The sequence below is a fragment of the Sphingobium sp. DEHP117 genome, assembly GCF_030867385.1.
GTDB lineage: Bacteria > Pseudomonadota > Alphaproteobacteria > Sphingomonadales > Sphingomonadaceae > Sphingobium.
On sequence record NZ_JAPFBJ010000004.1, the window covers coordinates 36,114 to 59,851 of the forward strand.

General features: G+C 60.3%; 26 protein-coding genes and 1 pseudogene. 18 read left to right on the top strand and 9 right to left on the bottom strand.

The features are described from left to right. The first annotated feature begins 38 nt into the window (after positions 1-38). Positions 39-581 (top strand): hypothetical protein, encoded by a 543-nt coding sequence (locus tag OOT33_RS16135; protein ID WP_307751038.1) that lies wholly within the window; start codon positions 39-41, stop codon positions 579-581. Next, the gene (locus tag OOT33_RS16140) at positions 547-1,311 is read left to right on the top strand and encodes an IS6-like element IS6100 family transposase (RefSeq protein ID WP_001389365.1); all 765 of its coding nucleotides are present in this window, start codon (positions 547-549) and stop codon (positions 1,309-1,311) included. Before OOT33_RS16135 ends, OOT33_RS16140 begins: the two co-directional genes overlap by 35 nt. Here the strand turns inward: OOT33_RS16140 and OOT33_RS16145 are convergent. Then, a complete protein-coding gene (locus OOT33_RS16145) occupies positions 1,283-1,684 on the bottom strand; it encodes a DUF4158 domain-containing protein (protein WP_307751039.1) in 402 nt (133 codons plus the stop codon). The genes OOT33_RS16140 and OOT33_RS16145 overlap by 29 nt on opposite strands. A 131-nt stretch (positions 1,685-1,815) precedes the next feature. On the opposite strand from OOT33_RS16145, the gene OOT33_RS16150 reads away from it, so the two are divergent. Then, the gene (locus tag OOT33_RS16150) at positions 1,816-2,376 is read left to right on the top strand and encodes a recombinase family protein (RefSeq protein ID WP_011950653.1); all 561 of its coding nucleotides are present in this window, start codon (positions 1,816-1,818) and stop codon (positions 2,374-2,376) included. Positions 2,377-2,392: 16 nt separating this feature from the next. Here OOT33_RS16150 and OOT33_RS16155 read toward each other — a convergent pair whose 3' ends face one another. Next, on the bottom strand, positions 2,393-2,776 hold the full coding sequence (locus tag OOT33_RS16155; protein ID WP_307751042.1) for an XdhC family protein: 384 nt from the start codon (positions 2,774-2,776) through the stop codon (positions 2,393-2,395). A 657-nt stretch (positions 2,777-3,433) separates the two neighbouring features. On the opposite strand from OOT33_RS16155, the gene OOT33_RS16160 reads away from it, so the two are divergent. Together OOT33_RS16160 and OOT33_RS16165 are read left to right on the top strand one after the other, a co-directional pair. After that, positions 3,434-4,369, top strand: coding sequence for a D-glycerate dehydrogenase (locus OOT33_RS16160; protein WP_129927481.1), 936 nt, complete (start codon positions 3,434-3,436; stop codon positions 4,367-4,369). Further along, positions 4,366-5,655 carry a glycerate kinase gene (locus OOT33_RS16165; RefSeq protein ID WP_026002710.1) on the top strand — a complete coding sequence of 430 codons (1,290 nt, stop codon included), beginning with the start codon at positions 4,366-4,368 and terminating at the stop codon, positions 5,653-5,655. Before OOT33_RS16160 ends, OOT33_RS16165 begins: the two co-directional genes overlap by 4 nt. On the opposite strand, the gene OOT33_RS16170 is transcribed toward OOT33_RS16165, so the two are convergent. The 5 genes from OOT33_RS16170 to ligK all read right to left on the bottom strand — a co-directional run bounded on the left by OOT33_RS16170 (position 5,630) and on the right by ligK (position 10,396). Then, the gene (locus OOT33_RS16170) at positions 5,630-6,280 is read right to left on the bottom strand and encodes an NTP transferase domain-containing protein (RefSeq protein ID WP_081095482.1); all 651 of its coding nucleotides are present in this window, start codon (positions 6,278-6,280) and stop codon (positions 5,630-5,632) included. The two genes, OOT33_RS16165 and OOT33_RS16170, sit on opposite strands and share 26 nt — an antisense overlap. A 165-nt stretch (positions 6,281-6,445) precedes the next feature. Beyond that, entirely contained in the window at positions 6,446-7,663 is a 1,218-nt protein-coding gene (locus OOT33_RS16175; protein ID WP_017184813.1) for an MFS transporter, read from the bottom strand. A 144-nt stretch (positions 7,664-7,807) separates the two neighbouring features. Further along, positions 7,808-8,677 carry an amidohydrolase gene (locus OOT33_RS16180; protein ID WP_026002709.1) on the bottom strand — a complete coding sequence of 290 codons (870 nt, stop codon included), beginning with the start codon at positions 8,675-8,677 and terminating at the stop codon, positions 7,808-7,810. Further along, the gene (locus tag OOT33_RS16185) at positions 8,674-9,729 is read right to left on the bottom strand and encodes a 4-oxalomesaconate tautomerase (protein WP_026002708.1); all 1,056 of its coding nucleotides are present in this window, start codon (positions 9,727-9,729) and stop codon (positions 8,674-8,676) included. Before OOT33_RS16185 ends, OOT33_RS16180 begins: the two co-directional genes overlap by 4 nt. Beyond that, the gene (gene ligK, locus OOT33_RS16190) at positions 9,722-10,396 is read right to left on the bottom strand and encodes a 4-carboxy-4-hydroxy-2-oxoadipate aldolase/oxaloacetate decarboxylase (RefSeq protein WP_026002707.1); all 675 of its coding nucleotides are present in this window, start codon (positions 10,394-10,396) and stop codon (positions 9,722-9,724) included. Before ligK ends, OOT33_RS16185 begins: the two co-directional genes overlap by 8 nt. A 102-nt stretch (positions 10,397-10,498) precedes the next feature. Here ligK and OOT33_RS16195 point away from each other — a divergent pair, with 102 nt between their 5' ends. The 11 genes from OOT33_RS16195 to OOT33_RS16245 all read left to right on the top strand — a co-directional run bounded on the left by OOT33_RS16195 (position 10,499) and on the right by OOT33_RS16245 (position 19,872). After that, complete coding sequence (locus tag OOT33_RS16195) at positions 10,499-11,668, top strand: LysR substrate-binding domain-containing protein (RefSeq protein WP_017184809.1); 1,170 nt, start codon at positions 10,499-10,501, stop codon at positions 11,666-11,668. Between the two features lie 64 nt (positions 11,669-11,732). Next, on the top strand, positions 11,733-12,617 hold the full coding sequence (locus OOT33_RS16200) for an NAD(P)-dependent oxidoreductase (RefSeq protein WP_017184808.1): 885 nt from the start codon (positions 11,733-11,735) through the stop codon (positions 12,615-12,617). Continuing rightward, positions 12,614-13,636, top strand: coding sequence for an amidohydrolase family protein (locus OOT33_RS16205; protein WP_017184807.1), 1,023 nt, complete (start codon positions 12,614-12,616; stop codon positions 13,634-13,636). Before OOT33_RS16200 ends, OOT33_RS16205 begins: the two co-directional genes overlap by 4 nt. Continuing rightward, positions 13,633-13,929 carry a DUF2218 domain-containing protein gene (locus OOT33_RS16210; protein WP_017184806.1) on the top strand — a complete coding sequence of 99 codons (297 nt, stop codon included), beginning with the start codon at positions 13,633-13,635 and terminating at the stop codon, positions 13,927-13,929. The genes OOT33_RS16205 and OOT33_RS16210 overlap by 4 nt, the downstream gene beginning before the upstream one ends. Beyond that, the gene (gene ligA, locus OOT33_RS16215) at positions 13,926-14,339 is read left to right on the top strand and encodes a protocatechuate 4,5-dioxygenase subunit alpha (RefSeq protein WP_026002706.1); all 414 of its coding nucleotides are present in this window, start codon (positions 13,926-13,928) and stop codon (positions 14,337-14,339) included. Before OOT33_RS16210 ends, ligA begins: the two co-directional genes overlap by 4 nt. Beyond that, positions 14,339-15,202, top strand: coding sequence for a class III extradiol dioxygenase subunit beta (locus OOT33_RS16220; protein WP_017184804.1), 864 nt, complete (start codon positions 14,339-14,341; stop codon positions 15,200-15,202). Before ligA ends, OOT33_RS16220 begins: the two co-directional genes overlap by 1 nt. Beyond that, a complete protein-coding gene (locus tag OOT33_RS16225) occupies positions 15,202-15,594 on the top strand; it encodes a hypothetical protein (RefSeq protein ID WP_017184803.1) in 393 nt (130 codons plus the stop codon). Before OOT33_RS16220 ends, OOT33_RS16225 begins: the two co-directional genes overlap by 1 nt. A 13-nt stretch (positions 15,595-15,607) precedes the next feature. Next, entirely contained in the window at positions 15,608-16,549 is a 942-nt protein-coding gene (locus OOT33_RS16230) for a Gfo/Idh/MocA family oxidoreductase (RefSeq protein ID WP_017184802.1), read from the top strand. Between the two features lie 35 nt (positions 16,550-16,584). Beyond that, positions 16,585-17,601 carry an aldo/keto reductase gene (locus OOT33_RS16235; RefSeq protein ID WP_026002705.1) on the top strand — a complete coding sequence of 339 codons (1,017 nt, stop codon included), beginning with the start codon at positions 16,585-16,587 and terminating at the stop codon, positions 17,599-17,601. Between the two features lie 9 nt (positions 17,602-17,610). Further along, on the top strand, positions 17,611-18,246 hold the full coding sequence (locus tag OOT33_RS16240; protein ID WP_081095131.1) for a TetR/AcrR family transcriptional regulator: 636 nt from the start codon (positions 17,611-17,613) through the stop codon (positions 18,244-18,246). A gap of 174 nt (positions 18,247-18,420) precedes the next feature. After that, positions 18,421-19,872, top strand: coding sequence for an NAD-dependent succinate-semialdehyde dehydrogenase (locus OOT33_RS16245; RefSeq protein ID WP_017184799.1), 1,452 nt, complete (start codon positions 18,421-18,423; stop codon positions 19,870-19,872). A 214-nt stretch (positions 19,873-20,086) separates the two neighbouring features. Here OOT33_RS16245 and OOT33_RS17955 read toward each other — a convergent pair. Continuing rightward, positions 20,087-20,227 (bottom strand): annotated as a pseudogene (locus OOT33_RS17955) (transposase); the annotation flags it as partial. A 148-nt stretch (positions 20,228-20,375) separates the two neighbouring features. Next, entirely contained in the window at positions 20,376-21,269 is an 894-nt protein-coding gene (gene moaA / locus OOT33_RS16250) for a GTP 3',8-cyclase MoaA (RefSeq protein ID WP_373690598.1), read from the bottom strand. 101 nt (positions 21,270-21,370) lie between these two features. On the opposite strand from moaA, the gene istA reads away from it, so the two are divergent. Then, positions 21,371-22,870: an IS21 family transposase gene (gene istA, locus OOT33_RS16255; protein ID WP_184081891.1), complete on the top strand. Its 1,500-nt coding sequence runs from the start codon at positions 21,371-21,373 to the stop codon at positions 22,868-22,870. A gap of 20 nt (positions 22,871-22,890) precedes the next feature. After that, on the top strand, positions 22,891-23,706 hold the full coding sequence (gene istB / locus OOT33_RS16260) for an IS21-like element helper ATPase IstB (RefSeq protein WP_037556858.1): 816 nt from the start codon (positions 22,891-22,893) through the stop codon (positions 23,704-23,706). Positions 23,707-23,738: the final 32 nt, after the last annotated feature.

A 23,738-nucleotide genomic window follows, 5' to 3' on the forward strand; every position in this document is an offset into this window, starting at 1 on the left:
ATCAGGAAGGTCTAGCTTTTCCTCGATAGGATGAGAGGATGCGCTGGATGGTCGAGCGGGACTGGGTACAGGTCTCCCACGAGATGGCGGCAATGGTAGGCGCGGGCGCGTTGCCGCAACGCCCCTGGCCGGCCGAACCGGTTGCGCTCAGCTACACGCTCGGCTGCGTCGGTACCCCTGCCACGGTCCGCTGGCATGCCGATCCCTCCGCCGCGACGCTCGGCGACGACCAGCTTCTCCTGATCGTCTCCGCCTCGGCGATCGAGCGGCTGTTCGGCGCGCTGCCCGAGGGGCGCGACGGCGCCTTCCACATCACCCGCGAACTGCGCGAGATCGCCCTGGCCATCCGCGACTGCGACATGCCCGAAGGCGCGCGCGAGCCCTACCGTCTCGCCAAGAGCATCGAATTGCTGTGCGATACGCTGCGCCTGATCGGGGACAGCGCGCTGGTTCCGGTGCTGGGGGAGAGCCATTTGTCACAGGAGGGCTCTGTTGCAAAAATCGTGAAGCTTGAGCATGCTTGGCGGAGATTGGACGGACGGAACGATGACGGATTTCAAGTGGCGCCATTTCCAGGGTGATGTGATCCTGTGGGCGGTGCGCTGGTATTGTCGCTATCCGATCAGCTATCGCGACCTTGAGGAAATGCTGGCGGAACGCGGCATTTCGGTCGACCATACGACGATCTATCGCTGGGTCCAGTGCTACGCCCCGGAGATGGAGAAGCGGCTGCGCTGGTTCTGGCGGCGTGGCTTTGATCCGAGCTGGCGCCTGGATGAAACCTACGTCAAGGTGCGGGGCAAGTGGACCTACCTGTACCGGGCAGTCGACAAGCGGGGCGACACGATCGATTTCTACCTGTCGCCGACCCGCAGCGCCAAGGCAGCGAAGCGGTTCCTGGGCAAGGCCCTGCGAGGCCTGAAGCACTGGGAAAAGCCTGCCACGCTCAATACCGACAAAGCGCCGAGCTATGGTGCAGCGATCACCGAATTGAAGCGCGAAGGAAAGCTGGACCGGGAGACGGCCCACCGGCAGGTGAAGTATCTCAATAACGTGATCGAGGCCGATCACGGAAAGCTCAAGATACTGATCAAGCCGGTGCGCGGTTTCAAATCGATCCCCACGGCCTATGCCACGATCAAGGGATTCGAAGTCATGCGAGCCCTGCGCAAAGGACAGGCTCGCCCCTGGTGCCTGCAGCCCGGCATCAGGGGCGAGGTGCGCCTTGTGGAGAGAGCTTTTGGCATTGGGCCCTCGGCGCTGACGGAGGCCATGGGCATGCTCAACCACCATTTCGCAGCAGCCGCCTGATCGGCGCAGAGCGACAGCCTACCTCTGACTGCCGCCAATCTTTGCAACAGAGCCGCGCGAGGTGCCGGATGCGTCGGCTTCCCGCAAAATAGGCGTCCACGTCCGTGCCGGGTTCAAGAGCGAGTTGTTCGATCACGGCCGCCAGGACCGACGCTGGGATCTCGGCGGGCGAGACTGGAAATGCGCCCAGAAACCGGGCGCTCGTCAGCATCACGGCAAAGCCGAGCCGATTGTGGTCGCCGCGCAGAGTTCCAATGAGGTCGCGATCAGTTTGGTCCAGATGGAAATATCGCGCGAGTTGATCGGCCGACGGTTCGCCATCAAAGCGGGCAAAGCCCTGACGCTGGGCGTCAGTGAGGTGACGGGTGGGCATACCGTGCGAAACTTTCAACTTTTGCGAAGGGGACGGCCCATGCCGATAAACAAGGCGAATTTCTTCGCAAAACATATGTGCGAAACAAAATTGTTTTGCAGTAACTTTCGCACAATATCTGGAGCAGTCGCATGAAGCTCGGCTACGCGCGCGTTTCCACCGAGGATCAGAACTTGGAAATCCAGCGCGGTCGGCTCTCGGAGGCGGGCTGTGAAATGATGTTCGAAGAGAAAATATCGGGGGCCGCTCGTGGCCGGCCCGAGCTTGAAAAGCTGATGGGTCACCTGCGCAAAGACGATGTTCTCGTCGTCGCCCGCCTCGATCGTTTGGCGCGATCCACCATCGAACTCCTGCACATCGCGGAACGCATCAAGGAAAAGCAGGCAGGATTACAATCGCTTGATGAACCTTGGGCCGATACCACGTCCCCGTCTGGCGTGATGATCATGACCGTATTCGCTGGGATCGCCCAGTTCGAGCGGACTCTCATATTGAGCCGAACCGAGGAGGGGCGAAAGGCGGCGATGGCGCGCGGTGTGAGCTTCGGACGCCCAAAGAAAATGCGCCCAGATCAGGCGGAGCTCGCTCGCCAACTCGTTCTCGAGGGTAAGTCCATTAGCGCCGTCGCAAGGACCTTCAACGTTCACCCGGCCACCATCTATCGCTGTATCGAGCCAAACAGTGCCTTATGACACTTTCCTGTTCCGCTCAGCCGCACGACCCCAATTCGGCGACCGCGGGTTCCTCGGAATCGATGGATTCGAGGAGGATTTCTATGGTTCCGCCACAAAGAAGCCTGATGTCGATCCAGGGGCTTCCCTGTCCGTAAAGCAGTGTCTTGGGAGTGCGATCGCGGAGCACTTCAGCGGCATGGTTGGCCACATCCGCTTCCAGGCATCCTCCGGAAAAATAGCCGCCGGCCCGATCCTGATCGAACACCATCTGTGTTCCTGCTGGACGCGGCGAAAAGCCGACGAGGCGTGTGATCGTTCCCAGGACGACATTGCGATGCTGCCGGCGGGCGCTCTCAAGGCACGGGCGGATATCGGAAATCCAACCGAAGGTAGGCCAATCATTGCCCTCAAGCTGCATGCGCCCCTCCCCGTGCCAAGGATTCACGCGCTATACTTCTTGGTCCTTTGACAGCCGATGGCTGCTTGTATCGGTCCCTCCAAAGCCCTCTGCTTGACGCAGCCCAACGCCGCCATCGCAGGAGCCCCCTATGATATGCTCGGCCGCTTGGACCGGTGATGGGGGAGCTATGAAGAGCATGGGTACGAACGGTGCGCAACGATGTGATCGCGCCCGCCGCTGAAGCTGGGGCAAACTCGGCGGATGGAATTCCCCACTTTTCTATGAAAACCCCATCTTGTCCGATCGATAAAACAGCATTGGCATCCGCCTGATCCACTCGATTACACTCTTTTGAACGCCATGGCGATCGCATCGCCGCGCTCTGGAATGCTGGTCCACCGATCGAAGCGAGCAGTTGCTTCTTTTTCCGGTTTCCGTCTCCATTTCGCGGCTGAAAACGATCGAGCGAAAGGCCAACCTTCTTGTAAACGGTTCTATATCGAAGTATGTTGTGAAGAGCAAGAATTAGGCATGCGGCGGACAATTCCTTCCGGTCTTTAGCCGGTGGTCAAGCCGTTGGCATTACGCTGCCATTCCACAGTAGTTGGGGGGATTTCCTTGTCGCAAGAGGTTGGTTCGCTGCAGGCTCGTCCGAGGGTCCTGGCGACATATGCAATGCCCGCCAGGGTTGTCGGGGAAATTCAATCTTTCGCCGATCTTTCGATCCTTCCCGGTGAGTCCGCTCCTGAGCGCGTTCTTGAGAATTGCAACGGTTTTGACGCTCTCATCTGCACCTTGATGAACAAGGTGACCGCGGATTTTATCGATCGGTTACCCCCTTCCATCCGGCTTGTAGCGACTTACTCCGTGGGTATCGACCATATCGATCTCAGGGCGCTGCAAGCTCGGAGAATAGCATTGGTGAACACGCCCGACGTGCTCACCGAAGCCACGGCGGACATAGCCTGGCTCCTCCTCCTCGGAGCGGCCAGGCGCGCAAGCGAAGCGGAGGCTTTGTTGCGGTCGGGGATGTGGACCGGTTGGGAACCGAACCAGCTCGTCGGTACGGATATTCACGGCTCGACCTTGGGTATTCTCGGTTTTGGCCGGATCGGCCGCGCGGTCGCTCGCCGAGCGGCAGGGTTTGGCATGAACATACTGACCTCGGTCCGTTCATCGTCCGCGGGTGATCCACCCCCTCCCGGGACGATCATTTGTTCATCGATGGAGGAAGTCCTGGCTGGCAGCGATTTTCTATCTTTGCATTTGCCATTGACCGAGGAGACGCAAAACTGGCTCAATGCAGAGCGCATAGCTTCGATGAAATCTGGTGCGATCGTGATCAACACGGCACGGGGAGGGTTGATCGATGAAACAGCCCTGATTGCGGCGTTGCAATCCGGCAAGCTCGGCGGCGCCGGGCTCGACGTTTTTGTCGGCGAGCCCGATATTCGCCGCGATCTTGTAGAGGCACCTAACACCTTCCTCCTGCCGCATCTCGGAAGTGCGACGAGACGCGCAAGGGAAGGTATGGGCTTAAGCTTGGCGCGCGATATCGCCGCTTTCTTTGCCGGCCGGCCGGTCGAAAATGGCGTAGGTGTCTCGAAATGAGCGCGCTCGTTGATCTCGAGGCGAGGCAAAGGGTACAGCTTGATGCTCTCCTGTCGACAGCATTGAACGCTGCCGGCGTCGAAGGCAAGCTTGAGCGCTTTCTCCCCTCAGTTCCTCTCGGTCGAACCGTCGTCATCGGAGGGGGCAAGGCCGCGGCAGCGATGGCGAATGAGCTTGCCAGACTTTGGCCGGCCCCGCTTTCCGGCGCCGTCGTTGTGCCTTACGGCCATCAATCGCCTTCCTATTCCGGTCCAATTCAGATTTTGGAGGCTGGTCACCCGGTTCCCGACGGGAACAGCGTGGTGGCTGCGGACCGCATGATGGAGTTGGTCAAAGATCTTTCTCACGATGATCTCGTCATCGCGCTGATGTCTGGCGGGGCTTCGGCGCTTCTTGTCGGCTTGCCCGAAGGCGTCAGCCTTGAAGATAAGCAAGGACTGAACAAGGCCTTGCTGAAAAGCGGGGCAACAATTTCCGAAATCAATGCGGTGCGCAAGCAGATTTCCACGGTGAAGGGCGGCCGACTGGCGCATGCGGTAGGTAAGGCGCGCCTGCTCACTCTTGCCGTCTCAGACATACCGGGAGACGACATTCGCAAGATCGGGTCTGGTCCGACGATTGCCAATGCGGCGGAAGCCGTTGCGGCGACACCGATTCTCGAGCGATATGGCATAGATGTTCCGGAATCCATCAACCGGCACCTGCGGAAGGGTTTGGATAATCCCTCACCTGACGATCGATCAAGACGGGCAGGTGATAGTGCGTTCCTGATCGTCAAGCCGGGCGATATTCTCATTGCAGCAGCCCGGTGCGCCGAAAGCGTCGGCTACAAGCCGATCATTCTGGGGGATGACCTGGAGGGGGAGGCGCGTGAATTGGGTTCCGCGCATGCAAAGCTGGCGCTCGAAACGCTTCGAGCGGGGCGTAGGGCATGCATTCTGTCCGGCGGAGAGACGAGCGTGACCGTCTCCGGCCGAGGCAGAGGAGGCAGGAACAGCGAATATCTTCTGGGCTTTGTGCTGGCGACAGCGGGGCAGGAAGGGATTGCGGCGCTGGCAGTCGATACCGATGGCCTGGATGGCGCCGGCGACAATGCGGGAGCTGTTGCGTTCGCGTCGACCTTGACGCGCGCTGCCGGGAAGAAACTGGATGCTGCGGCCTATTTGCGCCGCAACGATTCCTATAGCTTCTTCGCTGCGCTGGACGATCTCGTCGTAACAGGACCCACATGCACGAACGTCAACGATTTCCGGGCCATTCTCATCGATCCGGTGATTGATCGCTAAGCTTGGTCGGTAGTCTGGTTAAACCATCGTGCCTCTGATTCCATTGACTTTGTGCGGCCGCCAACGCTGCCGGTGTGTCCAGGTCAAAGTGAATACCGGGATCGTCAATATGGATGGGAACGACAGACGCGCGATATTTTTCGAGAAGTGAGCGTGCGCCAGTATCACCTGAGAGATTCAGCAGCGCGGGGAAAAAATCAGAACCCCATGTGATCGGATTCCCCCTTCGCCCATCGCTTATAGGAACCAAAATCGTCGATGGGGTCGCTTGCTGAGCCATCCTTTGCAAGAGGCTTGCCGGGACAAATGGCATGTCGCCCAGACAAATGATCGCAGCACGCGTATCTTGCGGCAGCGCGGAGATCCCAGCGATCAATGAATGGGCCATTCCCCGACGGGCGTCGGAAGCTCGGGTCTGGCATAGTTCGCGCTTCCCAAGGATATCCCTGAGTTCAGCGGCATCCGCGTCCGTTACGATATGAGGCGGCGGTAAACCCGCCTGTTCGATTGTATCGACGATATGCGCCAGCACTGGCCGTCCGCCCAGATTGGTCCGGAGCTTGTCGAAGCCCATCCGGCTCGAACGGCCGGCGGCCAGCACTATCGGTCGCACGCACATGTGCATTCGTCTTTAGTAATTGCCGGAGAGCACGTCATGCGCCCAGCGGTTGGATAGGTTCGTATAGGGGTGCGCTACCCTTTCCGATCATACTCCCGTCCCATTCCCGCACAGCCATCTCCAATCCTCCCCACCATTTCCGCGACTGGCGGTTCATGTGTTCAGATGGCGTTAGTGGATATTTGCACCATCGTCGATCATGCCGCCCGTCGGCTGGATGGTAAGGAGTGTTATCAAAGCAAAGATGACGCAGGCCAGGCCGAGAAGGGCAAAGTACCACCAGATACCATTGGCCAGTAAAGAGAAGTAAATTGCGGGTACGAAGAACGCGGCGGCAGAGCCGCTCTGGACGACAACACCGTTAGCCAGGCCAACAATAGCGGTGTTCTTGAGAACGCGTGGAATCATGATCATGACCACCGCCACCATCGTACCAGGCGTGGCGAAACCCCAGACCATCAAGCTCACAATCGTTAAGGTTACGCTCGATTGAGGCAGGAAAAGAGAGATGCTCGCCATACAGGCTAAGACGGATATGGTTGCGGCAACGAGCTTGAACGAGTGACCGCGGGAGAGAAGAAAGCCGGTCAATATCCCTCCGCAGATACTGGCGATATTCGAGATCGCTACGGCAGCAGATCCCATGGATACGGAAACACCAAGAGTCTTGGCCATGTATTGAGGCATGACGATATTGACGCCAAAACCAGCGATGGTGAGTATCGCGAATGCGGCCGCCAACCGGAGTACGCCCGATTCTCCGATCACCGCCCGCAAGGCGTCGTCGTTGCCAGCGGTTCCGCGGGACGTCTGTCCAGGCACCGGGAGCAAGCCGACGGAAAGGGCAAGGCCGGCTGCCGCCGCACCATGAATGACGAATGGCAGACGCCAGTGTTCGGTTGCGGAGAATGGAGCGGCAAGGAGCAGACCGGCGCTTATGCCTGCGGCGAAATAGGTCGACCAGAGCGCCATGGCCCCGGTTTGCCGTTTTCCCGATGTAGTCATGATGAGGAGCGAAGGAGCGGCAGCGGTGATCGCTACAAAGCCGATACCTTCGATCAGACGTGCCGCTTCGATCAGGCCCAAGCTGTCGCTTATGTAGCAAATGGCGTTTGCGATCACGATGAGCACACATGCGCCAGCGAGCATGGGCCGAGCACCGTACCTATCGACTGCTGACCCGCCCAGGGTTGAGCCGAGTGTGGGAGCAATGAACAGGAGACCGATAATCCAGCCGATCTCCTGCGGAGAAGAGCCGAGCGCCTTGCCCATATCCGCTGCGATCGGCGCCATCTTGCCGGCGGACGCTATGGCAAGCAGACCGTAACAATAGACAAGAAAGATTGAGCCCCAGCCTGCGCTTTCGGCTTTCGATGTCGTGACGGTCATAAGGTATCCCCCTCTATGCCCGCCCTCCGTCTGCGTGAACTCAACTGCGGAACCGCCGCAGCCTGGTTCAGACTGGTTGGCGGCTATCGATCTCCATGCCAATGAAGCGCATGCCCCCGTTTCGACGGTGACAGCATCCATGCTTTAATCATGCCAGTAGAGTCTGGCCGGGTTGTCCACGAGCAGGCGATGTTGCAACTCAGGCGTCGGTGCGATGCGGGGGATCATATCGACCAGCGCGCCATCGTCCGAAATTGCATCTTGCATGTTCGGGTGCGGCCAGTCGGTGCCCCACAGGACGCGATCCGGATAGTCTTCGACAAGGGGGCGCACGGCCTGTGCGAAAGCATCCCATGGCGGGCCGCTGCCATCGAGGCGGTCGGGACAGGTCACCTTGGTCCAGATATCGTCGCGGCTGTCGAGGAGTGCCCGGAAGACACGCATATCCGGTCCATCCGGTCCTTGCGTGACATCGGGCCGCCCCATATGGTCGACGACGATCAGCGTAGGGATGGCGTCGAGGAACGAACGGAGTTCTTCCAGGATATCCGCCTCGAAATAGACGACGACATGCCAGCCGAGGCCCTGGATGCGACGGGCGACCTCAAGGAATTTGTCCTTGGGCGCATCGTCGACCAACCGTTTCAGGAAGTTGAACCGCACGCCGCGAATGCCGCCTTGGTGCAGGTTTTCAAGTTCGGCATCGCTGATGGCTGGATCGACAACCGCTACCCCGCGCGCGCGTCCATCGGATTTTGCGATTGCATCCAGCGTCGCACTGTTGTCCGTGCCGTGGCAACTGGCCTGCACGATGACGTTGCGGGAGAAACCGAGCCTGTCGCGCAACGCGAACAACATGTCCGGCCCGGCATCTTCGGGAAGATATTTGGCCTTCGCGCTGAAGGGGAACTGCGCCATCGGTCCGAAGACATGGCAGTGCGCATCGACCGCGCCGGCGGGTGGTACAAACCGCGGGCGTGAGGGATCGGCGTGCCAGCTTACGATACGACTCATGCGAAAATCTCTCCATCCATAAGCTTGCGCGCGGTACGCAAGATGGCGGCGCTGGTGACCTGGCCGTCTGCATCCGTCTCCATGACGCAGCTCATCTCGCCGGTAGGATGCTCCACCGACAGGGTCTTGCGGGCACCGCCTGGGATTGACGCGACCTGCGCGGCGGGCGATCCCTCGATCAAGCAGGCGGTGGCGACGCTGACCGCGCCGAGAACACCGATCGAGGCATGTGCGCGGTGGGGGATGAAGCTGCGTACCGTGACGGCGCCTCCGTCGCGCGGTGGTGCAACCAGCATCATCTTGGGTACGGATTTCTCGCGCACGTCGCCGAGGTTCATTCGTTCGCCGACGGCAAGGCGGATCGCCTCGATCCGTGCCTTGAGATCGCTGGCGCCGTCCAGCTCGTCACGACTCTCGTAGCCGGCCGCACCGACGTCTTCGGCCTTCATCACGACGCAGGGCATGCCGTTGTCGATCAACGTGACCGGCACGCCGTTCACGATGTCACAGGCATTTCCGGTAGGCAGCAGCGCGCCGCAGGATGAGCCTGCCGTTTCGCGGAACTCTAGCGGGATCGGAGCCGCCGTGCCCGGTACGCCGTCGATCCTTGCCGCCCCGTCATAGCGCACGCGCCCTGACGGTGTTTCGATTGTCGCCACGGCAATCTGGCCGGTGTTCATCATGTAGATGGTGACACGCGTCTCGCTGTCCTGTGCCGGCACCAATCCGCGTTCGATCGCGAACGGACCGACGCCGGCCAGGATATTGCCGCAATTTTGTGCATCGGTAACGATAGGCTTGTCGACGAATACCTGAAGAAACAGATAGTCGACATCGATGCCGGGACGCTCGGATTTCGAGATCACGGCCACCTTGCTTGTCAAGGGATCCGACCCGCCCATCCCGTCGATCTGGCGGGGATCGGGCGATCCCATCGCGCGGAGCAGGAAGGCGTCGCGTGCCGCGATATCGGCAGGGAGGTCATCTTTGAGGAAATAGCCCCCTTTGGATGTGCCGCCACGCATCCACATGACGCGGGTGGGGTCAGACATATTTCAGGCCCATTTCGGCGAGGCGGCCACGCATATCGTAAATGTCGAGGCCGAGTTCCCCGGCAGCGAGCCGTTGACGCTTCGTTTCCTCATTGGCTTCGCGTGCCTGGGCCTTTGCCAACACGTCGGCGGCGCGTTCGCGCTCGACCACACAGACCCCATCGTCATCTGCAATGATCACGTCACCGGGACGGATCACGGCGTCTGCGCAAACGACGGGGACATTGACCGATCCCAGCGTCGCCTTCACCGTACCCTGTGCGAAGATGGCCTTCGACCAGACAGGAAAGCCCATGGCCGTCAGATCGCGCACGTCACGTACCCCCGCATCGATTACCAGCCCCCGGCAACCCCGTGCCATCGCCGAGGTGGCGAGAAGGTCTCCGAAATAGCCGTCTTCGCAAGGCGAGGTGGGGGCGAGCACGAGAATGTCGCCGGGCTGCAGCTGCTCGATGGCGACATGCACCATCCAGTTGTCCCCGGGAGGCGCGGAGATGGTGACCGCCGAGCCCGCGATACGGGCGCCTGCATAGATCGGGCGCATGCGGGAGGCGAGCAGCCCTGTGCGGCCTTGCGCTTCATGGACCGTCGCAACGCCGCAAGAGGCGAGGGCGTCGATTACCGGCGCTTCCGCTCGCTCGATAGATTGGACGACTAAACCCGACACAACGCTCTCCTTGGCAACGATAACTGGGAGAATGCGCGCCGTTCCGTCCTTGCAGCAAATCCGTTCTTTGCCCGATGAATAAGAATTTGCTAATCGTGCAGCATGGAACGGCTGGACGTGAATCTGCGGCATCTGCGCGCCTTTCTGGCGATCATGGAAAGTGGAAGCGTGACGGCAGCCGCGCGTGAGGTTCACCTTACCCAGCCTGCAGTGACGCAGGGAATCGCCAAGCTGGAGTTGCGGTTCGGGGTGCCGCTTTTCGAACGGCAGCCGCGCCGCATGATCCCCACGGATGAGGCACGAATCCTGGCGCCGCGCGCTACCGCGATCATTCGGCTTCTGGGGCAAACGCGCGCGACGGCGGCGCAGGTTTCCGCTTTTCTCGGCTTATCGCGAGCGGGAAGTTATGCAAATGCTGCGACGGCCATGGGTCTGAGCGAAGCATCGCTGCATCGGGCGGTGAGCGACCTTTCGCTCGCTTTGGGACAGGATCTTGTGAGGCGGCGCGGCAAGGGTGTTGTCCTGACGGCGCGCGGCTTGGCGATGGCGCGCAATTTCCGGCTCGCGCTTGCCGAGCTTCGATCGGCGGATATTGAGCTGGCCGCATTGCGAGGCCACGAAAGAGGGCGCATCACGATCGGAGCGATGCCGCTTTCGCGTGCGCGCCTGTTACCGAGCGCCGTCGCAGCGTTTCATCGCGCGAAGCCGGATATCGATATCGTCATCATGGAGGGCTCCTATGCCGAGCTGACGGGGCCGCTGCGTGACGGCGATATCGATATGATGGTCGGTGCGGCGAGGACAAATATATCGGCAGATATGGCACAGAGAGAACTTTTCGACGATCCGCTCATCATTCTTGCCGGCGCGCACCACCCGCTGGCGCAGGCCCGCCGGCCCCCGACGATTGCGGCGCTCGCGCGGTATCCATGGATCGTGGCCGCGGCTGGTACGCCGTTAAGGGCGCATTGGCAGTCGATGTTCGAGGAGGTCGGCGTTACGCCACCACGCGTGCCGATGGAATGCGGCTCAGTCATGATCGTCCGGCAAATTCTTGTCGAAAGCGATTTCCTCACTCTGCTGTCGCCCGATCAGGTCAGTGTGGAACTGGAGGCGGGGTGGCTCGTGAGAATTGCAGGCCCGGTGCGTCCGATGTCGCGCACCATCGGTTTGACCGTCCGATCGGATTGGCGGCCTACGCCGGCACAGGCTGCTCTGATCGAGGTTATCGAGGAACAGGCCGCAGTGCTGCGCGACGAACACACTTCGTAATTTCTAATGCATTAGGTGCCAATCCGATTGGCGGTGCGTGGACGGTTGCCGCTAATCTCGGCAAATGGATCAGATTGCTGTCGCTTTGATTGGTTTCGGAGAAGCGGGCCGCAGCTTTGCGGAAGCAGGGTCCTGGTCGACTTCGGCGCGTGTCTTCGACGTTTTGACCGATGATCCGGCCAGCGCCGACCGCAAGCGTCGTGAGTATCTGGCAGCTGGCGTTGCGGGAAGCGACACGCTTGCCGATGCGGTGAGCCGCTCGCCGCTGGTGCTTTCGCTGGTGACGGCAGATCAAGCCGTCGTGGCCGCGCGCGCCGCCGCCTCGCTGGTCGCTCCTGCTGCGATGTTCTGTGACATGAACAGCGTGGCGCCTGAAACCAAGCGCATCGCCGCACAAACGATTGAAGCTGCCGGCGGGTGGTATGTGGACGTGGCGGTCATGGCGCCGGTCAATCCCGCCAAGCTCTCCGTACCGCTGTTGCTGAGCGGCGTCAGAGGGAGCGACGCGGCGGCGGCACTGGAGCGGTTGGGTTTCACGAATATCCGGGTAGTGGGCGACAAGGTCGGTCAGGCCTCGGCGATCAAGATGATCCGTTCGGTGATGGTGAAAGGTATCGAAGCCCTCACCGCAGAATGCGTGCTCGCGGCGGAAAGGGCAGGGGTCACGGCTGAAGTGCTCGGCTCGCTCGGCCCCGAATGGGATGCCAAGGCGGACTATAATCTCGACCGGATGATGGTTCATGGCCTGCGCCGCGCCGCCGAGATGGAAGAAGTTGCGCTCACGCTCGAAGGGTTGGGGGCAGCAAGCGGGATGACTCGCGAGGCTGTCGCGCTGCATCGCCGTCTGGGTCGATTGGGGGTCACACCTCCGCCGGAAGGGCTTTCCGCGAAAATCGAGAAAATCACCGATCTGGAATCCAAACTAGTGGGGAGGGTTGACGCCGCATGAGTCTGATTATCGACTGCCATGGTCATTATACCGTGCTGCCCAAGGGGCACGATGCCTGGCGAGAGGAGCAGAAGGCGGCTTTCAAAGCGGGCGTGCCTGCGCCGGCCTATCCGGAGATTTCCGACGATGAAATCCGTGACACCATCGAATCCAACCAGCTTCGCCTGATCAAAGAGCGTGGCGCCGACCTCACGATCTTCTCTCCCCGGGCGTCTGCGATGGCCCCGCATGTCGGTGATGCCGGTGTCGCGAAGGAATGGGCGATCCGCTGCAACGACCTGATCTCGCGCGTGGTCGGCCTTTATCCGGAAACTTTCGTTGGCGTGTGCATGCTGCCGCAATCGCCCGCAGCCGACATGGTGAACAGCATCGCGGAACTGGAACGCTGCGTCGATATGGGATTTATCGGGTGCAATCTGAACCCCGACCCGGGCGGCGGCCATTTCCAGCATCCGCCGCTGACAGACCGTTACTGGTATCCCTTTTACGAGAAGATGGTGGAGCTGGACGTTCCGGCGATGATCCACGTGTCGGGCAGCTGCAATCCCGCGATGCATGCCACGGGCGGATACTACATCGCGGCCGACACGATCGCCTTCATGCAGTTGCTCGAGGGAGATCTGTTCAAGGATTTCCCCACCTTGCGCTTCATCATCCCGCATGGCGGCGGTGCCGTCCCCTATCATTGGGGGCGTTACCGGGGCCTGGCCGACATGCTGAAGAAGCCGGCCCTCGATGCGCATCTGATGAACAACATCTTCTTCGACACCTGCGTCTATCACCAGCCAGGCGTCGACCTGTTGGCCGATGTGATCGACAACAAGAATATCCTGTTCGGTTCGGAAATGGTCGGTGCGGTGCGCGGCATCGATCCTACCACCGGCCATTATTTCGACGATACCAAGCGTTATGTGGACGCGCTCGTGATCAGCGACGCGGAGCGTCATGCGATCTTCGAAGGGAACGCCCGCCGGGTTTTTCCGCGGCTCGATTCCCGATTGAAGGAGAGAGGGCTGTGAGCTTCGTTTCGAAAGCCTTCGTTTCGACTGCTTCCGGTGACAAATATGTCCAGCAGCTCATCAAGCATTGGAGCCACCGGTTCGAGACGTCCTATGCCGATGGAGAAGGCCTAGTCCCCTTTTCTGACGTGGCTTCAGCGAGCTTTACCAGCGATCCGGAGGGTATCCGTATCGTCCTGCGCACATCAGGCGCGGAAGAGGCTGAAACCCTGCGGGGGGTAATCGAGAGCCATCTCGACAGGTTCGCCTTTCGGGAAGCCCCTTTGTCTTATACCTGGGAGGATGGGCGGTGACTGGTCGAACAAGGGATATTCACGCCTATTTGGCCGAGTTCGACGATATCCCCGGCACGCGGGTCTATACGGCAAAACGTGCCCGGCAGGGCTATTGGATGAACCAGTTCGCGATGAGCCTGATGAAAGCCGAAAACCGTGAGCGCTGGAAAGCCGATGAGCGTGCCTATATCGATGAATGGCCGATGACCGAGGATCAGAAGCAGGCCGTTCTGGATCGGGACTATAATCGCTGCCTCGATCTCGGCGGCAATATCTATTTTCTGGCCAAGGTCTTCTCGACGGATGGGCTCAGCTTCCTACAGGCCGTCGGCACGATGACCGGCATGAGCCCCCAGGACTATCAGGCGATGATGATTGCCGGCGGCCGCTCGCCTGAAGGCGTCCGCTCGATTCGGGAGAAAAGGTGATGGCCCGCATTTCCGCCGGCGTCGCGACAAGCCATATTCCCGCGATCGGCGCCACGATCGACAACGGCAAGACGGGCGAGCCTTATTGGGCGCCGGTATTTGCCGGCTATGACTGGTCGAAGCAATGGATCGCCGAAGAAAAGCCCGACGTAGTCATCATTGTCTACAATGACCATGCGTCGGCTTTCGACATGCGGATAATCCCCACTTTCGCGATCGGCTGCGCCGATCGCTACGGTATTTGTGATGAAGGCTGGGGACCGCGGCCGGTGCCGGAGGTGATCGGGCATGCAGACCTTGCTTGGCACATTGCGCAAAGCCTGATCCTGGACGAGTTCGACATGACCATCATCAACGAGATGGACGTCGACCACGGCTTGACCGTTCCGCTCAGTCTCATGTTCGGTCAGCCCGAGGCCTGGCCGGTAAAGGTCATTCCGATTGCCGTGAATGTGGTCACATATCCGCCGCCATCGGGCAACCGGTGCTGGCAATTGGGCGAGGCGATCGCGCGGGCAGTGGCGAGCTTCCCCGAAGATCTCAACGTGCAGGTCTGGGGTACGGGTGGTATGAGCCACCAGTTGCAGGGGCCTCGAGCGGGCCTGATCAATGCGGAATGGGACAACCGCTTCCTCGATTTGATGAGCACAAATGACGGGGAGACGCTTCGTACCATTCCCCATATCGAATATCTGCGCGAGACGGGCTCCGAAGGCATCGAAATGGTGATGTGGCTCATCATGCGCGGGGCGCTGGGCCGCATGGTCAAGCCATTGCATCGGCACTATCACGTCCCGGCGTCCAATACCGCGGTCGGACATCTCATATTGAGGCCGGCTGAGAGTTCGTCATCGGAGGTCTAGTGGACTTCGAAGACCTCAAGGCCAGAGTGATCGAACTGCGTGAGACGCAACAATCGATCGCCTCGGTTGTCCAGGACCAACCGCCTGACTGGCGGAAGGAAGTGGTTCGTTTGAGGCTCGAATTGTCGCGCAAGCTGGGCTTTGTCAGCAATTCTACGAATGACTGGCAAGCGCACGCGAGTGCTTCGGCTGCCTGGTCGCGGTTTCGCAAAAACCTGTCGGTCTTGCGCGCCGCGCTGGCTGAGCATCAAGCTCGCTGGCCGGCGGTGGCGCTAGACGAGAGAGCGACTGATTTTCAGGCGTCTACTCGACGCATACGCAAGGCCTTTGATGACCTCGAGCAGGGGCTCGCTGAACTGCAACTGGCTGCTTCGCGAAGCAACCCAACATAAGGAAATGTCACATATGCGGATTGCACTGGCTGGTGCGGGCGCCTTTGGCGAGAAGCACCTGGATGGCCTCAAGAACATCGATGGCGTGACCGTCACTTCGCTGGTCGGCCGCGAGCTGGAGCCGACCCGGGCGATAGCCGAGAAATACGGTGTCGGCCACGTCACTACAGAACTCGATGAAACGCTTGCCCGCGACGACGTCGATGCGGTCATTCTATGCACGCCTACGCAGATGCACGCTAAGCAAGCTATTGCCTGCATGGAGGCAGGCAAGCATGTCGAGGTAGAGATTCCGCTGGCGGACAGCTGGGCAGACGCGCAAGCGGTCCTGGCCAAGCAGAAGGAAACGGGTCTGGTCTGCATGGTGGGCCACACCCGTCGGTTCAATCCGTCGCACCAATATGTGCACAACAAGATCCGGGCCGGAGAACTGAACGTCCAGCAGATGGACGTCCAGACCTATTTTTTTCGCCGCAAGAACATCAACGCGAAGGGTGAGCCGCGTAGCTGGACGGACCATCTGCTGTGGCATCATGCCGCGCATACGGTGGACCTTTTCGCCTATCAGGCCGGAAAGATCGTCGAGGCACATGCGCTGCAGGGGCCAATCCATGCGGAACTTGGGATCGCGATGGATATGTCGATCCAATTGAAGAGCGAAACCGGCGCTATCTGCACCCTTTCGCTGTCGTTCAATAATGACGGACCGCTCGGCACTTATTTCCGGTATATCTGCGATAACGGCACCTACATCGCGCGCTACGACGACCTGGTGAACGGCAAGGAGGAGCCGATCGACGTTTCCCAGGTGGATGTGTCGATGAACGGCATCGAGTTACAGGATCGTGAGTTCGTCGCGGCCATCCGCGAGGGTCGCGAGCCCAATTCCTCAGTCGCCGGCGTATTCGATTGCTATCGCGTGCTTGGCGAACTGGAAGCGCAGCTTGTCCGCTGATCCCTTCGCGCTACCACAGGCAGGAAGAGCATAGTATGACCGCGACCCTTCCAAAGCGCGCTTTAGGCCCGTTTTCCGTGTCAGCAATTGGTCTTGGCTGCATGAACCTTTCGCATGGGTATCAGCCGCGTCCCGAGGCTGAAGCAGCTGAACGGCTACTGTTACATGCGTTGGATAGAGGCGTCACGTTCTTCGATACGGCTGCTCTCTACGGGTTCGGAGCAAATGAGACGCTGATCGGGCGTGCCTTGGGACATCGCCGCAAGGATTTCGTCCTTGCCAGCAAATGCGCGCTTGGCGAGATCAATGGAAAACGCGGTCTCGACGGTTCGGCGGCGGCGATCACGCAGACATTGGATGAAGCATTGATACGATTGAGGACCGATGTCATCGACCTCTACTATCTTCACCGCCTCGATCCGAAGGTACCGATGGAAGAGTCGGTCGGCGCCCTGTCGCGGGCAGTGGAGGCAGGAAAAATTCGCACGATCGGTTTGTCGGAAGTATCGGCAGAAACGATCCGCGCGGTACATGCGATCCATCCGGTGACAGCTGTCCAGACCGAATATTCGCCCTGGACGCGCAATGTGGAACTTGCCGTACTCGATTGCTGCGAGGAGCTCGGGATTGGCTTTATCGCCTTCTCGCCTCTGGCTCGCGGCTTGTTGGCGGGAAGTGTGGGTACGGCAGGTTTCCAGCAAGGCGACCTGAGAGCCGCGATGCCGCGGTTCCAGGAACCTCATTTGACGCGGAACCTCGGGCTTTATGATCAGATGGCTGGGTTGGCCCGGGCTGCAGATTGCACTCCGGCGCAGCTCTGCCTCGCCTGGCTGCTTTCAAAGCGCGACTTCGTCGTTCCGATCCCCGGGACCACGAACATTGATCATCTCGATGAAATTCTGGATACCCTGTCGTTGACCATCTCCGAGGTCGTGTTTGACCAAGTGGACGCCCTTTTCGCTTTTGGCGCCGTTTCGGGACCTCGTTATTCAAAGGAAGCCCAATCGCAAATTGGTACCGAGATTTGGGAGGGTGAGCCGCTTGCCAGCTAGACTGTTCAGGTGAAACGGGTCGTTCGGGACCGGCGACGCAGGGTCGCGGCCGCAGTTCGCCGGCCGGCCGGTGCCCCGCCCGGTCCGAGGAAGGCTCAGCTTCGGCGCGTCGAAATTCTGGAAGCGGCGAGGCGATTGTTTGTTGAGCGAGGCTATGACGCGACGACGATGGATGACGTTTGCGTTGAAACTGGCCTCGCTAAGGGCACACTTTACCATTATTTTTCAAGTAAGACCGAATTGCGTGCGGCACTTCGGGACAACTTCTGCAACATGATATTGAACCGTGTCAAAAGCAGGATCAGTCTTTGCGAATCCGACGATTTTTTCACGCGGATCGATCTTCTGGTCGAGACGGCGGTGGAAAGTTATCTGGACACGCCCGAGTTGCGGGATGTGATCTTCTTCAGTGGGGATACGCCGCTCAGATCCGTGGCCGTGAACGACGGGCTTGTGGGCTATATCAGCGATCTGCTTTCACAAGGAACGCTGGAGGGCGCATGGTGTGTGGATGATCCCCACGCGCTATCAACGCTGATCTATTATAGCATCCATGCGATCGCAGACGATGCCTTGATGAGCGGTGCGCGACGCCCTCGAAGCGCGGTGCGTGTCTCGAAACTGGTCGCTATCACGCCGGACTAACGCTTCTCATCTGGTTTCGCGCAATCAAGATTCCGCGAGTATCGTCGGGCGTTTACATGCATCAGCTATCAGAATGGATGGCTTCTCATCAAATGAGAGTGTCCATACCGCGAAGGCATCCATCGGCCGGATTTGTTAGGGAATGCCAAACTGGATTTCAGGGAAATAGCAAACGTGAATCTTAGCCTTGCGGAGCCAAAACTGCTCCGGGCGCAAGCTTTTGTCGATGGCGCATGGATCGACGGCGAAGCGCGAATCGACGTCTTGAATCCGGCAGACAGCTCCTTGGTCGGCTCGGTCCCGGATCTCGGGTATCGCGAGGCCGAAGGTGCCGTCGACGCGGCCTATCGTGCCTTGACCGATTGGCGAAAAGCTACAGGCAAGCAGCGGGCCGCGATTTTGCGGCGCTGGTATGATCTGGTGCTCGTCCATACGGATGATCTGGCGCGCCTTCTGACGGCCGAGCAAGGCAAACCGTTGCACGAGGCCAAGGCCGAGGTGGTGTATGCGGCATCGTTCATCGAATGGTTCGCGGAGGAGGCGAAGCGTGTGAACGGAGATGTCTTAGCACCTCATGCGGCCGACCACCGTCTCCTGGTGCGACGCGAACCCGTGGGTGTGGTAGGCGCTGTAACACCCTGGAATTTTCCGCTCGCCATGATCACCCGAAAGGCAGCGCCAGCTCTGGCTGCCGGCTGTACCATGGTGCTGAAGCCGTCGGAATTGACGCCGCTTTCAGCGCTCGCTTTGGCGTGGCTGGCCGACCAGGCCGGAGTGCCGGCGGGAGTTTTCAATATCGTGACCGGTCAGCCCGCGCCGATCGGCGATGTGCTGACGGCTGACAAGCGCGTTCGCAAGTTCACCTTCACTGGTTCGACAGGCGTTGGCAAGATGCTCGCCGCCCGTTGTATGAGCACCGTGAAGAAGGTTTCCCTCGAATTGGGTGGAAACGCGCCGTTCATTGTCTTTGATGATGCGAAACTCGACGATGCGGTTGAAGGCGCAATAGCATCAAAGTTCCGGAATTCAGGTCAGACCTGCGTCTGCACAAATCGCATTCTGGTCCAATCCGGCGTTTATGAAGCCTTTTCCCGGCAGCTGGCGGCACGTGTTCGCGCGCTTGCCGTCGGGCCGGGTCTTTCGACCGGCGCGGATCAGGGGCCATTGATCGATGAACGTGCCGTTGCAAAGGTCGAAAGCCATATCGAAGACGGCGTCAAACATGGTGCCAGGATATTGACCGGAGGGCGACGAGTGCCCGGGGCAGGCCATTTCTTCGAGCCGACCGTTCTCGTAGATGTTTCGCCGGATGCTCTCCTATGTCGGGAGGAAACCTTTGGCCCCCTTGCCGGCCTCGTCCGTTTCCAGACAGAGGATGAGGCGATCAATTTGGCGAATGCCACGGACAGCGGCTTGGCGGCTTATGTATACACGCAATCCCTTGAGCGCAGTTGGAAGGTGAGTGAGGCTCTTGAATATGGGATGGTTGGGCTCAACACCGGCCTGATTTCGACGGAGGTCGCGCCTTTCGGTGGGGTGAAGGAATCCGGTCTCGGGCGGGAAGGATCACGATATGGGATCGATGAGTATCTCAATTTGAAATTCGTCTGTCATCAGATCGGTTAGGACGCATCCGATTCCAAGCGTTTCTTTAGAACTGGATTGTCAAAGAGAAACGGCAAAAAACGAACGCGCTGGCTGTTGATGACAGGCCGTTACTACGGTAGCTGAATCGACCGCGCGATTAAGCTCGTGCGACAGTCGAACAACGTAGTGCGTACGAGCTTATCATGGCGAAGAAGACCGACATTATCAACGAATATGAAGCAGCGGCTGTCGCCTTACGCCACCTATATAGCGTCTGTTCGGCAATCCCGATCTGACGACAGGCCTCGTCGGTGGTCCCGCCTCGCCCGACAATCACATCAACCTCACGCAGCTTCGCGATGATCTGTTCCGGCGTAAATCGCTGACGTCCCATATATTTCTCCATTCCTTTCGCCCGCTCGGGCTCTCTTCAGAAATGGACCAATTTTCTCAAGGCAGACCAATTTTATGAAAATCAATCGACCAGCCGCGCAAAAAGTAACGGCCATACTGCGTCGGCGAACAAAAGATCATGGAGGCGCTCAACCGCCAGTGACGTTCATATGGCGTTCGACAGCCGGCTGTGATCGCGCAATGTCGAACTCGTGGCGGAGTGGCTTGGCGGTCATTACGGCATCCAGCGCCGCGTCGATCGCATCCCGGCCACCAACACGCATCGCATCGCGCAGTTCGATGCGCTGGTCGCGGCCGAGACAACCAAAAATGGTGCCAGTAGCCGATATGCGGATGCGGTTGCAGCCGGCGCAGAAATTGTCGGTGAGGGGCGTAATGAAGCCTATCCGCCGACTGGTTTCGGCAACGTCATAATAGCGCGCCGGTCCGCCGGTTCGGTGGAGCGACGGAATCAGGACATATTCGCGCGCCAGCCGACGTTTCACGAGGTCGAGGGGCAGATAATGATTGGTCCGGTCTTCTTCCACCGCACCCAACGGCATCGTCTCGATCAGCGAGAGATCGAATCCCCGTTCGCCGCACCAGCCAACCATTGTTCCGATTTCATCTTCGTTGAGCGCCTTGAGCGCAACCATGTTGATCTTCACGGCGAGGCCCGCGTCTTGCGCGGCGGCGATCCCGGCCAACACCTGGTCCAGGTCGCCGCGCCGGGTGATCGCCCGGAAGCGCTCGTGGTCGAGGCTGTCGAGGCTGATGTTGAGTCTGCGAATGCCATATCGATGGAGGTCGCGCGCGACTGTGGCGAGCTGGGTAGCGTTGGTTGTCATCGTCAGCTCATCAAGGCCGTTGCCGATGTGTTGGCCGATCGCCTCCACCAACCCGACGATGCCGCGACGGACCAGAGGCTCGCCACCGGTCAGGCGGATGCGTCGCACACCTCGCGCGATCAGGGCATCGGCCAGTTCCGCCAGTTCCTCCAGGGTGAGGAGGTCCTGGCGCGGCAGGAACTCCATGCTGTGCATGGCGGTGACAAACCAGGCCAATGGAGCGCCGGCGTTTTGCTGAGCGCGGCGGTGTAAAAACCGGCCATTGGATAAGGTTGCTCTTTTTGGAGCGGCCAGGGATGTTTGCCGTGGAGGTCTACGCAGCGGTTCGCCGTTTTGTGTTTGTGGAAGGGAACAGTCAGCGTGAGGCGGCGAAGGTCTTTGGCCTGAGCCGTGATACGATTGCCAAGATGTGCCGGTTCTCGCTGCCGCCGGGCTACACGCGCACGAAGCCGGTGGCGAAGCCGAAGCTGGGGCCGTTGCTGCCGGTGATTGACCGGATCCTGGCGGAGGACCGGATAGCGCCGGTGAAGCAGCGGCACACGGCCAAGCGGATATTCGAGCGTTTGCGCGACGAGCATGGCTATGGCGGTGGCTACACGGTGGTGAAGGATTACGTTCGGCAGTGCCGAGCGCGCAGCCGCGAGACGTTCGTACCGCTGGCGCATCCACCGGGCCACGCGCAGGTGGATTTTGGCGAGGCGGTGGGGGTGATCGGCGGCGTCCGGCAGAAGGTGCATTTCTTCTGCATGGACCTGCCTCAGTCGGATGCCTGCTTCGTGAAGGCCTATCCGGCGGAGACGACCGAGGCTTTCCTCGACGGGCACGTTTCGGCATGTGCGTTCTTCGGCGCCGTGCCGTGCTCGATCCTGTACGACAACACGAAGATCGCGGTCGCGAAGATCTGCGGTGACGGCAAGCGCGAGCGCACCCAGGCCTTCACCGGACTGGTCAGCCACTACCTGTTCACCGATCGCTTCGGGCGCCCCGGCAAGGGCAATGACAAGGGAAAGGTCGAAGGGCTGGTCAAGCACGCGCGGACACACTTCATGGTGCCGATCCCGCAGGCGGCGAGCTACGACGACTTTAACGCGGAATTGGAACGCCGCTGCCGCGCTCGGCAGGAAGAGCGGGCCGGACGGCACAGCCAGACGATCGGCGAGCGGCTCGTGGCCGACCTGGCTGCGATGCGTCCCTTGCCGTCAGGGACGTTCGAGCCGTGCGAGACGCGGATCGCCCGCGTATCGTCGACAGCATTGGTGCGCTACCGGACCAACGACTACTCGGTTCCGACCCGCTACGGCTTCCAGGACGTGGTGGTGAAGGGCTTCGTCGATCAGGTCGTCATCCTGTGCGGCAGCGAGGAGATCGCCCGTCACCCGCGCTGCTATGGCGAGGCCATGTTCGTGGCGAACCCGCTCCATTATCTGGCGCTGATCGAGACCAAGCCAGGAGCACTCGACCAAGCTGCCGCGTTGCAGGGCTGGGACTTGCCCGAGGTGTTCCAGCATCTGCGTCACCTCCTGGAGGCGCGGATGGGCAACAAGGGCAAACGCGAGTTCATCCAGGTGCTGCGTCTTCTGGAGGCCATCCCGATGGAGGTGGTCACCTTGGCGATAAACGAGGCGATCCATATCGGCGCGATCGGCTTCGATGCGGTCAAGCAGATCGCGCTGGCGCGCATCGAGCGCAGACCCGCCCGGCTCGATCTGGCCTCCTATCCGCACCTACCCAAGATGGAGGTAAAGACGACCCGCGCCGCCGACTATGCCACGCTCCTGCCGGAACTGGCAGCATGAGCAGGGCAACGGACGACAAGATGCCGGCCGGCACCACGGCAGGCACGCCTCAGGTTCTGCTGACGCATCACCTCAAGCAGCTCAAGCTGCCGACGGTACTGCGCGAGTATGAGAAGCTGGCCCGGGAATGCGCGCGTGATGGCGTCGATCATACCCGCTACCTGCTGCGCCTCATCGAACTGGAGCTGATCGACCGGGAACGCCGCACGGTCGAGCGCCGGATCCGTGCCGCCCGGTTCCCGGCGGTGAAGAGCCTCGATACCTTCGACTTCACGGCCATCCCCAGCCTCAACAAGATGCTCGTCCTGGAGCTGGCGCGTTGCGAATACATCCTGCGGCGGGAAAACATCATCGCGCTGGGTAACAGCGGCACCGGCAAGACCCACGTCGCGCTCGCGCTGGGCCTGGCGGCCTGCCAGAAGGGCTTCACCGTCGCGTTCACCACCGCCGCGGCGCTGGTGAACCAGTTGATGGAAGCCCGCGACGAAAAGCGGTTGCTCAAGATGCAGCGCGACCTTGCCGCCGTGAAGCTGCTGATCGTTGACGAACTGGGCTACGTTCCGCTCTCGCCCACGGGCGCGGAACTGTTGTTCGAAACCTTCTCGCAGCGTTACGAGCGGGGATCGACGATCGTCACCTCCAACCTGCCGTTCGAGGACTGGACCCAAGTTCTGGGGTCCGAGCGGCTCACCGGAGCGCTGCTCGACCGGCTCACCCACCACGTCAGCATCCTCACCATGAACGGCGACAGCTACCGCCTCAAGCAGTCCGCCCACCGCCGCCGCGCTGCCGGGGCGGAGCAAAACCAGGCCACTCCCGCCCACGCCACCGACTGACCCGCCGCAAAACGGCAAATATGCAAAGGGCC

Bases quoted from the DNA above. Each gene is read 5' to 3' on its own strand.
- OOT33_RS16200 (WP_017184808.1), top strand. From the start codon at position 11,733: ATGGATCAGATTGCTGTCGCTTTGATTGGTTTCGGAGAAGCGGGCCGC.
- istA (WP_184081891.1), top strand. From the start codon at position 21,371: ATGTTTGCCGTGGAGGTCTACGCAGCGGTTCGCCGTTTTGTGTTTGTG.
- OOT33_RS16205 (WP_017184807.1), top strand. From the start codon at position 12,614: ATGAGTCTGATTATCGACTGCCATGGTCATTATACCGTGCTGCCCAAG.
- OOT33_RS16135 (WP_307751038.1), top strand. From the start codon at position 39: ATGCGCTGGATGGTCGAGCGGGACTGGGTACAGGTCTCCCACGAGATG.
- OOT33_RS16170 (WP_081095482.1), bottom strand. From the start codon at position 6,280: ATGCACATGTGCGTGCGACCGATAGTGCTGGCCGCCGGCCGTTCGAGC.
- OOT33_RS16180 (WP_026002709.1), bottom strand. From the start codon at position 8,677: ATGAGTCGTATCGTAAGCTGGCACGCCGATCCCTCACGCCCGCGGTTT.
- OOT33_RS16160 (WP_129927481.1), top strand. From the start codon at position 3,434: ATGCCCGCCAGGGTTGTCGGGGAAATTCAATCTTTCGCCGATCTTTCG.
- OOT33_RS16175 (WP_017184813.1), bottom strand. From the start codon at position 7,663: ATGACCGTCACGACATCGAAAGCCGAAAGCGCAGGCTGGGGCTCAATC.
- OOT33_RS16155 (WP_307751042.1), bottom strand. From the start codon at position 2,776: ATGCAGCTTGAGGGCAATGATTGGCCTACCTTCGGTTGGATTTCCGAT.
- OOT33_RS16195 (WP_017184809.1), top strand. From the start codon at position 10,499: ATGGAACGGCTGGACGTGAATCTGCGGCATCTGCGCGCCTTTCTGGCG.
- OOT33_RS16165 (WP_026002710.1), top strand. From the start codon at position 4,366: ATGAGCGCGCTCGTTGATCTCGAGGCGAGGCAAAGGGTACAGCTTGAT.
- OOT33_RS16185 (WP_026002708.1), bottom strand. From the start codon at position 9,729: ATGTCTGACCCCACCCGCGTCATGTGGATGCGTGGCGGCACATCCAAA.
- OOT33_RS16150 (WP_011950653.1), top strand. From the start codon at position 1,816: ATGAAGCTCGGCTACGCGCGCGTTTCCACCGAGGATCAGAACTTGGAA.
- OOT33_RS16145 (WP_307751039.1), bottom strand. From the start codon at position 1,684: ATGCCCACCCGTCACCTCACTGACGCCCAGCGTCAGGGCTTTGCCCGC.
- OOT33_RS16140 (WP_001389365.1), top strand. From the start codon at position 547: ATGACGGATTTCAAGTGGCGCCATTTCCAGGGTGATGTGATCCTGTGG.
- OOT33_RS16220 (WP_017184804.1), top strand. From the start codon at position 14,339: ATGGCCCGCATTTCCGCCGGCGTCGCGACAAGCCATATTCCCGCGATC.
- OOT33_RS16235 (WP_026002705.1), top strand. From the start codon at position 16,585: ATGACCGCGACCCTTCCAAAGCGCGCTTTAGGCCCGTTTTCCGTGTCA.
- OOT33_RS16230 (WP_017184802.1), top strand. From the start codon at position 15,608: ATGCGGATTGCACTGGCTGGTGCGGGCGCCTTTGGCGAGAAGCACCTG.
- moaA (WP_373690598.1), bottom strand. From the start codon at position 21,269: ATGCACAGCATGGAGTTCCTGCCGCGCCAGGACCTCCTCACCCTGGAG.
- istB (WP_037556858.1), top strand. From the start codon at position 22,891: ATGCCGGCCGGCACCACGGCAGGCACGCCTCAGGTTCTGCTGACGCAT.